Here is a 13924-nt window from a genome sequence, read left to right on the forward strand (position 1 = left end):
GCCTGTCAGGTAACCTTAAACTGACTGACCAGAGTCTCCAACTGTCGGCTCATCTCATTCAGATCAGTCATCGCCGCTGCGGCCTTCTGCGTACCTTCGACCGTTTGATCATTGAGCGACTTAATATTGTTGACACTATCGCTGATACTGTCCGCCACAGCGCTTTGCTCTTCGACAGCACTGGCGATACTGGTGTTGAGATCCCGAATACCGGTCATGGCCGCCATAATCTGTTCGAACGCATTGCGTGCTTTGTCCGACAGCGCCACCGTATTGTTGACCTCTTCACTGCTACTGCTGATGGCATTGACCGCTTCATTGGCTCGTTGCTGAATTCGGTGGATCACGCTTTGAATCTCGGCAGTAGACTGCTGGGTACGCCCTGCCAGGGTCCGGACTTCATCAGCGACTACGGCAAAACCCCGTCCCTGTTCCCCGGCACGTGCGGCTTCAATAGCTGCATTCAAAGCCAGCAGATTGGTCTGTTCTGCGATGGAACCTATCATTTCCAGAATCTGGCCAATAGCCTGGCTGTCCTGATTCAGGGTATTGATCACCTCGGACGCCTCACCGATTCGATCCTGCATGGTGGACACAGAGGTTGCAGACTGAGACATGATCTCAAGGCTTTCCTGTCCGGTATGATAAGTGGATTGAGAACGCTGATCCGCCTCAGCCGCACTATTGGCCACTTCCTGGAACGAAGCCGCCATTTCCGTAATGGATGTGCTGACCATGTCGGTTTGCAGGTTTTGTTCTTCGACATGCTGCTGGTTTTCATCGCTGGTGTTTTTCAGCACTGATGAGGACTGAGCGAGCGAGTGGGCAATACCGCTCAGCTGTACCACAATATCGTGAATACGCGAGACAAACTGGTTGAACGCTACCGCCAGGTCTCCGATTTCATCCGTTCGTGCCTCATCCAGCCGGGCCGTCAGGTCGCCATCTCCACCAGCAATATCCTGCAGAGCGGCCACTGTACTGTTGATCGGCTTAACCAGCATTTTGGCGAAGAATGTTCCGACCAGCCCACTCCCGGCTATCAAGACCAGAGCAATGATCACTGCAATCCACAGCAGTGCCGATTTCACCGCATCAATTGCACCAAAGGCTTCTTTGGATTTCATTTCGGCCAACACCGCCCAGCGCTGATCGAATACCTCAATGGGCCGATAGCCCACCAGGGTCTTCTCTCCTGTCGACGGTGAAGTGAACTCCATGGACCCGGATCGCCCCGCCAGTGCCTCAGTGACCGCCCGTATATCGAGTTTTTCCAGACCATCATTATTCCCCCGGGCCTTAATCGTGGCCAGGGTGGTGGCATCAGCGCGATTATTAAGGCGCAGCATCTCCAGATACCCGTCCATATCCTCAACCGCACCTCGCCGCAGAGTACGTGTATACCCGTCACCGCCCACCATGATTACTTCACCGGTCTTACCCAGACCCGCATTTTCCCAACCCTTACCAAAGGTCACCAGGTTATTGAGCTTATCAGGTGACAACTGGAACACGATCAGGCCGATCATTTCATCGTTATTGTTGATTAACTGTGTGGCGACAAAAGCAGTCGGTAAATTGAGATTGGGCACATAAGGCTGAAAATCGGCGAAATACAGCTCTCCAGGCGCTCCTGTCAGAGCGGTTTCAACCAACCGCCCCAGTGATGTGTTTTTGAAGACGCCGGACTTCATAGACGTGGCATAGTCAATTTTTTTGGCCATGGAATACACCACTACTCCGTCCTTCGGTTCTATCAAATAGATATCTTCAAAACCGAAACGCGCAGCATAGCGCCGAAACTGATCATGATATTTGCGATGTGACAGGGTATAAAAAGTGGTGTCATCGGCAAACTCGAGACTGCCTTTCTGGCCGATGGGAAAATCATTATTGGCAATGTACTGGGCCTGCTGATACAGATTCTCCACCGGAATCTGCCGAATCATGCTCGTCACATCCAGATCACTGTTGGGATTCTGTTGACGGTAAGCCGTTAAAAAATCCTGGTTATAGAACGACTGGATATCGCTCTTAAGCGTATCGGCATCCAGTTTCTGGGTCACTTGTGTTGGATAAGATTCAAACGCCGGGGTAAACACCTTAATGGTCTTTAACACAGTATCATCATTCGCAAAACTCAGAATCTGGTTACTGGTTGACTGGACAAAGTTACCTACCATTCTGGAAGCACTGTCCTGTGACAGGCTCATCTGCTGCAACCGGGCTTCGGTCAGACCTGCATCTATGCGGGAAACTGCCCCCCAACCAATTGTTGCTGCGGTAATGACAACTGCAGAGGCTGCCACCCCTGCGATCCCAAGCATCAGTTTATTGCCTATTTTCATGCGAAAATCCAGAAGAAAAACCTAATAACGTTAGTTAACTTTAGACCCCAATAGCTGTTTTGCAAAACACCGCAAAACGAAAACATTTTCACGTACATATGCGATATTTCGAACCATATCAGGCATTTAAGAGCCATTTTTAAAACGTTTGTGACGTGAACAATAAAACATTCAACAAACAACACACGTCTGCGCTTAAGGACCAAACCGATACCAATGACTGCGGAAGGAATGTCATCGCGGTGCAGCAGATACGTAACGGCGGCTCCTGATGCCACATATCTCCTGAACATAAGGCCAGTAACGTCCAGAGATATTGATTTGCATCACTTCAACCGGGGGGCACAGACCAGCGGCCAATCACCGAAACATCGGCCAGAAAAACATGAATTCGGAGCATTCAGTATCGCTTTTTTACCGTATATTTGTCGTTTTTTTACCTTTCATATTGGACCCAGGACTTAAATAATGACCTCACACTCATACGCAGTATCAGGTCACACCAACATGAGATCACCATATACCTTTATTATCCTGGAAAAGCCGGAACAACTGGATCTGGTGTATCGTTCACTGATTCACCTGTTCGAGTTGAGCTCCGGAGACAACGCCATTCTGGGCTTTGAAAATAGTTTTACTGAGCAGGATTTGCAGGCCTATCGGCGATCACTGAATGATCAACTGGCCTCAGGCAGCATCAGAATACTCACTGCCCAGACCTCCAAACACGATGTCATTCTTTCCTGCATTCTGAAACAGAATAACCAAACCACCACGCGGCATGTCGCTGACCTTCAAAAAGGCTTTATTCATCCGGACTACCGTGGCACAGGCGTTTTCAACGAAGCCATGTATCACATTGCCAATTATGCCATTCAGCGCCAGATCGACCTCTTTACCCTGGATGTCAGAGAAGATTCCCCGGCCCACAGGCTCTGGTCAAAAATCGGCTTTATAACCTTTGGCATATTACCGGATTATTGTCGTTACAGAGGTAGAAGCTATCGCGGCCATTACATGCATATGCAGGCCAAAGATCTATGGAATAAATTCAAATATGCGAGTGAAGCCGCCGGGGCTCTTGCTGTTTTGTCCTGAATCGATCCGGTGTTACGAAACGGAACCAGACAGACCTCGTTATACCAACCATTCCGCCCATTTTAATCATTAATTAAGGGGAGCAGGCTATGTTAATGGCCAAAGAACAATTCAAACATGAAATGCGGGACATGCTCAACAAGCACCTGACGCTTGCAAATCCACTGTTCAGGCATCTGATGGATGCCAACAATCCCAATCCGGAACTGTTGAAGTTCACCACGCTTCAAGGCTACCAGCTGACCAAACACTTTCTGACTTATATCGAATACATTTATTTTTATTGCCCGATCGAAAAACACAAACGCATCCTGTTGCACAACATGTATGAGGAGGAAACAGGGGCATTATCGCGCACCAAAAACCATGTTGAACTGCTACACGACTTCATTCGTGCATTGGGCATTTCCGATGCCGAACGGGATGCCGCCACTCCGTTGCCCGCCACTCAGCAACTGATTGATTATCGCATGCACGCCTGCCAGAACCCGGAGCTGTATCATATCGCAGCCGCGGCAGTACTGATTGCCAGCGAGGGGCAGAATCTGGAAACGCTGGGAGAAGAAGCCAGACACAGCATTCTTGGCCGGATCTATCAACTCAAAGAAGAAGATCTGCTGTTTTTTTCTGTCCACCAGAAAGAAGATGTCGGCCATGTCAAACAAGGGCTGGCACTGGTAACGGATCTCTGTATTACCGAGGAAATGCAACAACAGGCTCTGGCGGCCATCGAACGTACCTGCCAATACTTTTATGCCATGTATCAAGGTATTTACGAGCACTTAAAGCTGAATGAACTGGATCTGGAGCCAATACAGTGAACCTGTCCCGATACCAACTGACTCTGGCAATTCTGGTTGGGGTTCTGGTTACTTTTTTGGCCTCAGCAATTAAAGGCAGTTATCAGGTTTATTTTGTCGATCTGACGGAACTGTATGGCCGCAGCCGAGGCACTTTTGCCCTGACTGGTGCAATTTTTGGTCTGACTATCGGATTGATGTCGCCGCTCGTTGGCTGGATATGTGACCGGTATGGCGCAATACAAACCATTCTATCGGGCGCGGTGGCAACGGTGCTGGTGTATTTCCTGCTCGGCTTTATGCAGTCTTACTTTCTGTTTTTGGTACTTTACGGTTTGATCGCGGCTTATGCTCTGACTGCCATGACTTTCGTACCACTTGGTTTGTTGGTTGACAGAATATTCGAACAACAACATAAAGGGCTGGCATTCGCTGCAATTACCAATGGTACTGCCATTGGCTTTATGGTCTTGTCACCTTTGTGGGTATGGCTAAATGGTTTTGTCAGTTGGAGTATTGTCTGTCTCGCCATCGGCACTGTTTTTCTGGTCATCGTAATTCCCGCACTCCTGCTGCTCAACCGGGCTTTGCCTGATATCGTCGCAACACCTTCAGAAAAACAGCTGACACCAGGTTTATCGTTGCATCGGCAAATCACAGGTACCGCTTTTCTCCTGCTGGCAATCTCGTTCGCGGGGTGTGGCTCCTCCATGGCCTTTATCGATGTGCATCTTGTTCCGGCCATGCAGCATAGCCTTGATGGCAGTGAGAACCATCGCGAAACCATTGCCTCTACCTTAAGTCTGCTCGGCATGGCGGAGTTGCTGGGAGCCTTGGGGGTCGGATGGTTGTTGCGGTTTCTGAAACCCGGGTTATTTCTCGCGTTTTTGTATGGCATCAGAGCCCTGTCACTGGTATTGATCACTAATACCCAATCGCCATCGACGTTTATTGTCTTTGGAATCATCTTTGGCCTTAGTTATATGGGTACAGTGATTATCACATCGCTTATGTGTCTGAGTATTTTTGGAGCACAGGTCAAAGGCAAAATTTTTGGATTTTTATTCACCATTCATCAGTTGTCGGTCTTTATAACCGTTTGGGCCGGAGGTGTCATATTTGACTTGACCCAAAGTTATCAATGGGTCACTTTGTTCGTAGCCGGTATGTGCGTTGTATCTGTATTCGCCGCATTGATTCTGCAAACTCAGCAGAAAAAAGAAGCTGCCATCTATCAGCAGAGTCTTAACAGCTGATAAGCACATCCATGATCCAACAACACACCGCCAGCAAACGAAAGATGACAGAACAATAATAAACGGGAACCTCTGGTCCAGACAGCGTTAATGCTGACAAGGAAGCGCCACTCAAAAAACCGCAGTCAGTGTGCCCTATTGGGCATTACCTGGGTAAACAGGGTTTTGAGAGGTTGCGTGAATATACAAACCGATCACTCTCAAAGTGCCCATAAGAGTTCATTTGCGCTTTGAGTCTGATAACACTCGAACAATCCATTGTTCTTTTATCAGGATGATGCAGCTGGTAGAAACAGGGACACGCCTGTTTCCGCCAGCGGCAAAAATTACGTAAACAGGTAATATTCGTTAGGGTCCAAGACCTAAGGGAGTCTGTTATGAAATACGTTACTGAAGCGGTACACGCATCCAAAACCTATCTGGAAGACATGCATTCTGAAGCCATCGCGATGACCTCCGCTTATGACTTTGCTTCTGCCGAAGAAGCTGCCCAACGGTTTTCGGGGACTCAGACTGGCAACGTCTACAGCCGATTCACCAATCCGGGAGTGGAGCTTTTTGAACACCGCCTGGCCGCACTCGAAGGCACCGAGGCCGCGCTGGGAGTCGCGTCCGGCATGGGTGCTTATCTGTTGCTCGGACTCACATTTCTGCGGCAGGGTGATCATGTCCTGCTGGCCAGCGGTATATTTGGCACCACGACCCATTTGTTCAAAAACATTTTTGGTCAGTTTGGTATCACAACCACAACAATTGCGGCATCAGATCTCAATGCCTGGTCTGACCATATGACCCCACACACCCGGATGGTGATTGTCGAAACTCCCACCAATCCATTAATGGAGATTGCAAATCTCAGGCAACTGGCTGACATCGCCAGGAAGAATAATGCGCTGTTTGTCGTCGACAACACTCTGCTGACTCCAGTGTTTCAGCGCCCGATTGAGTTTGGTGCAGATATCGTATTGCATTCCGCTGGCAAATTTCTGGATGGCCAGGGACGTTGTGTCGCCGGAGCGCTGGCCGGGAGACAGGAGCACATTGATCGGCTCAGACTGTGCCTCAGAACCACCGGGGTCAATATGAGCCCGTTCAATGCATGGATTTTGAGTAAGGGGCTGGAAACCCTTAAGGCAAGAATGCTGCTGCATGAACACAACAGCCTGCAGATCTACCAGTGGTTAAAAAATCATCCAGCCGTTGAGCAGGTCATCTCGACATTCGACGAAAATCATCCGGATGCCTCGTTAATTGCCTCACAACAGAAAGGACACTGTCCGATTATTTCTTTTCGACTGAATGCGGATCAGGCCGGTACCCTGGCCTTTATTGATCGCTTAGGCCTGATTAAGCGCTGTACCAACATTGGTGATGCCCAGACCATGATTACTCATCCGGCGACTACCACACACTGTCGTTATCCTGCCGAAGAAAGGAATCTTTTTGGCATATCGGATAATCTGTTGCGTATATGTATTGGCCTTGAGGAACCTGAAGATGTGATTGAGGATCTGGCTCAGGCCATGTCTCCCACTCATCCTCAATCGACACTCAGAGTCGGTTAACAACCAGCGTTGCCACGGCAACCACGCTGGCGGTATCGGATCAATGCTAAGCGATGAAGGCGTCTGCTTTGTCAGTCGCCTTTTTATTTCCTGGAAGCCCACCATAGCGTTTTTTCCAGGCATCCCTGAAAGACGAAGGGTTTGGAAATCCGGCCAGATGTGCGGCCTGCTCCACTCCCATCCCATTTTCCAGCAGCTGTCGCGCCTCTTCCAGTCTCAGACTGGCAATATAGTCGCGTACCGTAATATCTGTGTGTTCTTTGAATATTCGCTGCATATGACGCTGGGAAACCCGGTGCAGATGACACACATCTGCAATATTCAGCGATTCACGAAAATGCTCACAAATGTAGTCCTGCACGGCATGTACCAACGGACTGATGTGGTTGCGATACTTGAGATGATCAGAAATCTGTTTGTCATTCGCCATCCGTCGGCGATGAACCACCAGCTCACGAGCCACTTCGACAGAAGTATGGGTTGATGCAAGTTGACTGATCAGATACAGCGTTGTATCAATCCCGGCCGTGACACCCGCACTGGTATAAATATTATCGGAACGGACGAATATCCGGTCTGTCAGTACATGGGTTTCCGGAAACTGTTGCGCCAGCTCGGTGGTCAGGCTGTGGTGAGTCGTCACTTCCTTACCATCCACCAGCCCTGCTTTGGCTAACATAAATGCACCGGTACAAATACCGACAACCAGAGTGTCCTCACGTATGGCCTGCCTCAACCACTCGATGCTCCTGGCAGACTCCTGATCGGAGTATATGTTTGGCTCGTATTTGGAGGCACAGACGAAGATGACAGAGCGCTCCGGCAGCTCGATCGGCGGTTCCAGAATGTTGGTCAGATCGAGCCCCTGATGACTATGTACCGTCCGCGAGAAACCGACGAAATAGATTTTAAACAATGGAGTTTGCTTGTTTGCCTCATGTAGAGCCTGACAGGGCCCAGCAATATCTAGCAAATGCATGCCATGATTGATCAGAAAAAAAATACTGTAGCGTTTTTCAATACTCACGGAGAACCTCGAGGCTTAATTCTTGCTGGAAATCATGTCTCAGTGCACCCAACTGCAGCTTGGCAGCACTCCTACTCCAACCGTGTGAAACAACTTCTCCTGTTTCACCGACAATCCAGAAATTTGATAAAAAGTGATCCTCACTCCCGCCCATGATAATTTACGATCATTATCTGTAAATATCAGAACCAACTGTTACTATTTTGTGCACTTGGCACCATCAGTATCAACAATAATAAAATCTTACTGCAGTTTCGGATAAATGGTCATATGAACAATGCATATCTTCTGGCAGAACTCTTAGTTAAAGAATTCGATATTCACTATGGCAACTTTACCCGCTATAACCAGCAGGCCCGAATGCTTTTTGAAACAGCTGATTGGGCCGCCGTACAACAAGCCCATAAAGAACGTATTGCACTTTACGATCGCAGAGTCAACGAAGCGATCACGAAAATCCGTACAGAAGTCAATCCCTCCTGGCTAAGCGAGCCACACTGGCATGATGTGAAAAATCATTACCAGCAAATATTGCTTACTCACCCCCAGCCTGACCTGGCGGAAACATTCTATAATTCAGTGTACTGTCGACTGTTTGAGCGATTTTATTATCATAACCAAAATATATTCGTAGAGACCAATACCGCCTGGCAATACTACAGCCCTCCAGAGCAACTATATCAACGGTATACTATCGAAGGCGGTCTGAAAGCCACGCTCAGAAATATTCTCCAGAACCTCGAATTCACTCTGCCGTTTGAAGATATAAGCCGTGATATCAATCACCTGCTTAAAGTTTTCCGGCAATCCACCTCCATTCCATCCACCGAGTTGCATAATTTTACCATCGATATCCTGGTACCGGTCTTCTACCGAAACAAAGGCGCATATGTGGTTGGTCGGCTCAACTATAACGAGACCGAAAGTCCGTTTGTTGTTCCCATACTCAATACTGAAAAAGGCAGCATATATGCAGATACTCTGTTACTGAATAACGATGACATGGCGGTTGTTTTTGGTTTCGCCAGGTCCTATTTTTTTGTCAACACCCAGTCGCCACTGGCACTGGTTAACTTCCTGCTCAGACTGATGCCACATAAGTCCCGGGCTGAGCTGTATACCGCAATCGGGTTACAAAAGGCTGGAAAAACCGAATTTTATCGCGCTTTTTTACATCACCTGGAGCACTCCACCGACCTTTTTATCAGCGCTCCAGGCATCAAAGGGATGGTGATGGAAGTGTTTACTCTGCCGTCATTTCCTTATGTATTTAAAGTTATCAAGGACAAATTCGCTCCTCAAAAAGATCTGACCAGAGACGTTGTCATACAGAAATATCAGTTAGTCAAAGAACATGATCGGGTGGGCCGTATGTCTGATGCCTGGGAATATTCCCAGGTTGCCTTTCCCAAACACAGGTTTTCATCAGAACTATATGATGAGCTGAAGAAGACGATTCCATCGAGCCTCAGCGAGGATGCCGATGGTGACCGGATTGTGATCAAACATTGCTATATAGAGCGACGCATGACTCCCTTGAATCTCTATCTGGAAACCGCTACCAACGATGAACGGGAAAATATCCTCAAGGATTACGGTAAAGCCATTCGGGAACTGGCTGCCGCTAATATTTTTCCGGGCGACATGCTACTGAAAAATTTCGGCGTGACCCGTCACCAGCGAGTCATTTTTTACGACTTCGATGAAATCTGTTACACCACTGAATGTAACTTTCGACATATTCCACCGCCTCGCTATCCAGAAGACGAAATGGCCGCAGAACCCTGGTATTCAGTCGCACCCCTGGATGTTTTTCCTGAAGAGTTTCCGGTCTTTTTATTTAACGATGTCGCCACGCGTCAACTATTCGTGCGGCATCATGGCGATTTGATACAACCGGAGTTCTGGCAAAAATGCCAGCAGAATATCGCGCATGGCGTGTATGAAAATGTATTTCCATACAACGAAGCATTAACTAACCCCAGGACCTGAACTGATCACCGAACACCCAAAATATCGCGCCTGCATTATTCTGTGGCGCTAAAATGCCGATTGTTTCGTTTAGGTGCAAGCCTCGCGTTGTAGTTGTCATTTAACGGGTGTGCTGACCCATCATGCCGCCGTGAACCCGGAACCAGGGTAAAATTATCGTTGGTGTGTATATTGCTTTGACTGGCGCTAACATTGCAATAAGCAGGGGTCATCATGTTATATAGCAAACCCATGATAGAACTGGTGTATGAAATTCGCCGACGGGTGCCTTCACACCTGAAACCAGACATCAAGCTGGCCAACCCTGATCTGCTGGATGAGTTACTGCTGTACTATCAGAAAGACGCAGATACCATCGTCAAAGCATTGATCAAAGAGCTGATGCAACTGGCTGGCGATCCATGGACAGATCTGTTGACTTCTCAAGAATCATCAAGTGACCAATATGTCACCAAAACCTATCGAGGAGCGCTGATGCTGGAACCACGCAAAGCCGGTACAGAAGAAAAGAGTCGCAGTTCCAGAAAAATGTATCGGGGACAAATGGTTTCCGGATAATTATCCGGAACCAGCTGTCAGAGTTACCTGCCCGGCTTATTCCCAATAGCCGCCTGTTGGACAGATTTGTTATTATCCCGCCTTTCTTAAATTTGGATATTTCCGATTTGCAAGATCATATTTCTCTAACCGATGTGTGCCTGGAACGGGACGGCATCACTGTCCTCAATAATATCAACTTACATCTGACAGAAGCACGAATCGCCCTGATTGGTAGCAATGGTTCCGGAAAAAGCTCACTGGCACGGCTGCTTAATGGATTGCTACAGGCCACCGCCGGCACCATTTCCGTTTGTGGAGAAGATCCGAAGAAAGGAATCGAAGCCATGCACCGCCGGGTTGGATTCATTTTCCAGAATCCGGATCACCAGCTGATATTTCCCACGGTGCTGGAGGAACTCAGCTTTGGTCTGATGAATATAGGCAAAACCCGCCGGCAAGCACATGATCAAGCCATGAGTTTACTGAGGCAACATGATCATGAAGAGTGGGCCAATATGTCAGTACATGCTCTTTCAGAAGGTCAAAAGCAGCTTGTATGTATTTTTGCCGTTTTATTGATGGAACCAAAACTGCTGATTCTCGATGAACCTTTTTCTGCCCTGGACCTGTTAATCAAAAAGCAGCTGTTGAGAATACTTGACCAACAAGCTCCGCAGATGTTGATGATCAGTCATGATCTCGACGCAATATATCATTTTGACCGGGTCATCTGGCTGGAGCACGGGCGAGTTCGTGAAGACGGGCCGGCGCCAGCAGTTATCGATCATTACCGGCAATGGGTGGCTTCACAACTGGAGAATCATCCGTGATCAGCCTGTATCGCCACCAACCATCCTGGCTGCACCGGATTCCAACAGGTGTCAAAATCATGCTGCTGCTATTAAGCAGCGTGTTACTGTTTCCTGTCCAGCAAAGCTGGATTCAAGTTGCGGTATTAGCGTTGATCATTGCATCCTACGCCAGTCTTGGCACACGGGGCCTGAACCACATCAGCGTACTCAGACCCATGCAATGGCTGCTGGTGGCAATTTTCATGCTACAGTGGTGGACAACCGGACCAAACGCCGCGACGGCCTTGATTGTTCGCATGATCAATATGATCCTGCTGGCCAATCTGGTTACTCTGACAACTCGTATGGAGGACATGATTGCCACCATAAGTCCGTGTTTCATACCGCTCAAGATTTTCGGTATACAACCGGACAGAATTGCATTTGCAATCAGTCTGTTCATACGTTTTGTGCCGGTACTGATGGCGACCATGAATACTCTGGGTGAAGCCTGGAAAGTCCGGGGTGGTGGTTATCAGCGCTGGAGACTGATTATCCCGATGATGTTAATTACGTTGAAGATGTCAGACACGGTGGCAGAAGCCATAGCGGCCCGCGGTGGCATCTCACCGGATACCAAAAACCATTGAAAGCTGGAAGTGATAACCATCACAACCAGTCTGGTTTTGTGACTCGATCATGGCATTTCTGGTCGTAACAGCCTGAACATAGAAGAAGACAACCATCAACACAGGTATGTACTGATAGCTTTGTTCATAAAGTTCAGGGGGAAACCTCCCGGCACAATCCTGGCACAGCTATCAGAATACTTTTTTATCACAATAACAAACTGGTCTGGAAACCCTATGAAAGATAAAGCTCTGGTAGAAATTGCCTTATACGCTGCTCTGATTGCTGCCCTCGGCCTGATTCCCCCCATCCCGTTTTTATCCGGCATCCCCATTACCGCACAGACACTGGGTATCATGCTCGCCGGTATTATGCTTGGTCCATGGCGAGCGTTTGTATCAATGGCACTATTCGTTTTGCTGGTGGCGATAGGTATGCCTTTACTTGCCGGAGGCAGAGGTGGGCTGGGCGTGTTCTCTGGGGCAACCGTCGGATTTGTTATCGGCTTTCCGTTTTCCGCAATGGCGGTCGGCGCCTTTGCGCTGATGTTTAAAAAACTCCCTCTGGTAGTAGCCGTCACCCTCGCCTCCATTCTGGGTGGAATTGTGGTTCAGTACATGTTTGGCATTATTGGTTTCAGTCTGATGACCGGAAAAAGTCTGCTGATGTCTACCGCAATCATGTGGGTGTACATTCCAGGAGATTTGGTGAAGGTGGTCTTAACAGCGGTGATCGTGCGAGCGGTTTATCACAGCAGGGCTACCGCCATCGCCACCCGCTAGCGACAAAGCGGATGCAAATTGTCATGGTTTTCTCTAAAATCGCCAGTTCCATTCAGGAGATAACTATGAAAACGAAGCAAAAGAAACGCAATGTCTATGCGATAGACCCAATCATGCGAAAAGGCGGGGTTCACGAAAAATCAACCAAGGCGAAACGTCAAAAAGACAGGATGAAACTGCAGAAAGAGGCTGCCAACTGGCAGCCTTATTTTTTTGTGCTCAGATATTGCCAGCTTGCGAATCTCAGCGTCAGAACTTTTTATCAAGAGGCTTCACTCTAAAAGCGGTAAACTCCTTCAGCTCCCATGGTCTGATGGCCAGTACGACACTGGTTCCGAAAATCTCACTCTGCGGCAGCTTGGCATCTTCCTTACTCAACTCATCAAACTCCTTGGCCAGTCGTTGTATCGAGCGCTGTATCTGTTTATTTGAGGATCGGCTCAACATGCCATTGACCACTAGCAACAATTCACCTTTTTTGGTATCGAATTGGGTACTGAAAAACTCCTGCTGAACTTTCTCTGCAAAAAATTTATGCACAGGGCCTCGTTTTTGCCACTTGAAATGACGGGACAACAACAGGCGATACTTATTGCCGGGCAGCAGATCAAGAATGCGCATACGATCGAGCCTGGCCATTAGCTTGGTCAGCTCAGGCAAGGTCCATTTATAGGTATCCAGAATGTCCTGGAACTCCCACTGCGATATCACCAGTAATGTCAGTAATATTAAATAGGGATCCGAAACCAGCTCGGTTTCCATTTCAATAGACAATTCTTCCAACTCGGAACTGCCATACTGCATCTCCTGGATCAGGTCGGTGAAATCCATCTGCAATACCTGACAAATACTATCCAGTCGCTGCAGGGTAAAATCCCGTTTGGAAAACATCCGTTTGATATTGGCTTCGCTGAGACTCAGTCGTGCTGCCAGATCTGCGTAGGTGATTTTCCGTTGTTTAAGATTCCGCTTAATGGTATCGATGAGTGCAACCGTTTGAGCCATGGCTTATCTGTATCCTTCACGTTTGGTATCGAAAAACTATACCGTCAGTATAGTATTCTGCAACTTTGAAAATTTTGATTGTTGTCTGCC

13 protein-coding genes are annotated in these 13924 nt (G+C 48.1%); 10 read left to right on the forward strand and 3 right to left on the reverse strand.

Annotation, left to right across the window (positions count from 1 at the left end; translation table 11 throughout):
* Window positions 1-5: 5 nt before the first annotated feature.
* Complete coding sequence (locus YC6258_RS01190) at window positions 6-2348, reverse strand: methyl-accepting chemotaxis protein (protein ID WP_044615422.1); 2343 nt, start codon at window positions 2346-2348, stop codon at window positions 6-8.
* Window positions 2349-2855: 507 nt separating this feature from the next.
* Between YC6258_RS01190 and YC6258_RS26880 the strand changes: the two genes are divergently transcribed.
* The 4 genes from YC6258_RS26880 (at window position 2856) to YC6258_RS01215 (ending at window position 7067) form a co-directional block, all read left to right on the forward strand.
* Window positions 2856-3446: a GNAT family N-acetyltransferase gene (locus YC6258_RS26880; protein ID WP_169748911.1), complete on the forward strand. Its 591-nt coding sequence runs from the start codon at window positions 2856-2858 to the stop codon at window positions 3444-3446.
* A 95-nt stretch (window positions 3447-3541) separates the two neighbouring features.
* Window positions 3542-4267, forward strand: a complete 726-nt coding sequence (locus YC6258_RS01205) for an iron-containing redox enzyme family protein (RefSeq protein ID WP_211264606.1) — start codon at window positions 3542-3544, stop codon at window positions 4265-4267.
* On the forward strand, window positions 4264-5502 hold the full coding sequence (locus tag YC6258_RS01210) for an MFS transporter (RefSeq protein WP_044615425.1): 1239 nt from the start codon (window positions 4264-4266) through the stop codon (window positions 5500-5502). Before YC6258_RS01205 ends, YC6258_RS01210 begins: the two co-directional genes overlap by 4 nt.
* Window positions 5503-5879: 377 nt before the next feature.
* Window positions 5880-7067 carry an aminotransferase class I/II-fold pyridoxal phosphate-dependent enzyme gene (locus tag YC6258_RS01215; RefSeq protein ID WP_044615426.1) on the forward strand — a complete coding sequence of 396 codons (1188 nt, stop codon included), beginning with the start codon at window positions 5880-5882 and terminating at the stop codon, window positions 7065-7067.
* A gap of 46 nt (window positions 7068-7113) precedes the next feature.
* On the opposite strand, the gene YC6258_RS01220 is transcribed toward YC6258_RS01215, so the two are convergent.
* Entirely contained in the window at window positions 7114-8094 is a 981-nt protein-coding gene (locus YC6258_RS01220; RefSeq protein WP_052829984.1) for a GlxA family transcriptional regulator, read from the reverse strand.
* A 270-nt stretch (window positions 8095-8364) separates the two neighbouring features.
* Between YC6258_RS01220 and aceK the strand changes: the two genes are divergently transcribed.
* The 6 genes from aceK (at window position 8365) to YC6258_RS01250 (ending at window position 13110) form a co-directional block, all read left to right on the forward strand.
* Window positions 8365-10086, forward strand: coding sequence for a bifunctional isocitrate dehydrogenase kinase/phosphatase (gene aceK, locus YC6258_RS01225; RefSeq protein WP_044615427.1), 1722 nt, complete (start codon window positions 8365-8367; stop codon window positions 10084-10086).
* 213 nt (window positions 10087-10299) lie between these two features.
* Window positions 10300-10644, forward strand: coding sequence for a hypothetical protein (locus tag YC6258_RS01230; protein WP_044615428.1), 345 nt, complete (start codon window positions 10300-10302; stop codon window positions 10642-10644).
* 107 nt (window positions 10645-10751) lie between these two features.
* A complete protein-coding gene (locus tag YC6258_RS01235; RefSeq protein WP_052830617.1) occupies window positions 10752-11456 on the forward strand; it encodes an energy-coupling factor ABC transporter ATP-binding protein in 705 nt (234 codons plus the stop codon).
* Window positions 11453-12067, forward strand: a complete 615-nt coding sequence (locus YC6258_RS01240; RefSeq protein ID WP_044615429.1) for an energy-coupling factor transporter transmembrane component T family protein — start codon at window positions 11453-11455, stop codon at window positions 12065-12067. The genes YC6258_RS01235 and YC6258_RS01240 overlap by 4 nt, the downstream gene beginning before the upstream one ends.
* 216 nt (window positions 12068-12283) lie before the next feature.
* Entirely contained in the window at window positions 12284-12829 is a 546-nt protein-coding gene (locus YC6258_RS01245) for a biotin transporter BioY (RefSeq protein WP_044615430.1), read from the forward strand.
* Window positions 12830-12894: 65 nt separating this feature from the next.
* Entirely contained in the window at window positions 12895-13110 is a 216-nt protein-coding gene (locus YC6258_RS01250) for a hypothetical protein (protein WP_044615431.1), read from the forward strand.
* Here the strand turns inward: YC6258_RS01250 and YC6258_RS01255 are convergent.
* On the reverse strand, window positions 13079-13834 hold the full coding sequence (locus YC6258_RS01255; RefSeq protein WP_044615432.1) for a helix-turn-helix domain-containing protein: 756 nt from the start codon (window positions 13832-13834) through the stop codon (window positions 13079-13081). The two genes, YC6258_RS01250 and YC6258_RS01255, sit on opposite strands and share 32 nt — an antisense overlap.
* Between the last annotated feature and the right edge of the window lie 90 nt (window positions 13835-13924).

Source organism: Gynuella sunshinyii YC6258 (assembly GCF_000940805.1).
Classification (GTDB): Bacteria; Pseudomonadota; Gammaproteobacteria; order Pseudomonadales; family Natronospirillaceae; genus Gynuella; species Gynuella sunshinyii.

What these genes read in the sequence shown, in the direction of transcription:
- YC6258_RS01190 (WP_044615422.1), bottom strand. Translation starts at nt 2,348, where the DNA reads ATGAAAATAGGCAATAAACTGATGCTTGGGATCGCAGGGGTGGCAGCC.
- YC6258_RS01255 (WP_044615432.1), bottom strand. Translation starts at nt 13,834, where the DNA reads ATGGCTCAAACGGTTGCACTCATCGATACCATTAAGCGGAATCTTAAA.
- YC6258_RS01205 (WP_211264606.1), top strand. Translation starts at nt 3,542, where the DNA reads ATGGCCAAAGAACAATTCAAACATGAAATGCGGGACATGCTCAACAAG.
- aceK (WP_044615427.1), top strand. Translation starts at nt 8,365, where the DNA reads ATGAACAATGCATATCTTCTGGCAGAACTCTTAGTTAAAGAATTCGAT.
- YC6258_RS01215 (WP_044615426.1), top strand. Translation starts at nt 5,880, where the DNA reads ATGAAATACGTTACTGAAGCGGTACACGCATCCAAAACCTATCTGGAA.
- YC6258_RS01250 (WP_044615431.1), top strand. Translation starts at nt 12,895, where the DNA reads ATGAAAACGAAGCAAAAGAAACGCAATGTCTATGCGATAGACCCAATC.
- YC6258_RS01230 (WP_044615428.1), top strand. Translation starts at nt 10,300, where the DNA reads ATGTTATATAGCAAACCCATGATAGAACTGGTGTATGAAATTCGCCGA.
- YC6258_RS01245 (WP_044615430.1), top strand. Translation starts at nt 12,284, where the DNA reads ATGAAAGATAAAGCTCTGGTAGAAATTGCCTTATACGCTGCTCTGATT.
- YC6258_RS26880 (WP_169748911.1), top strand. Translation starts at nt 2,856, where the DNA reads ATGAGATCACCATATACCTTTATTATCCTGGAAAAGCCGGAACAACTG.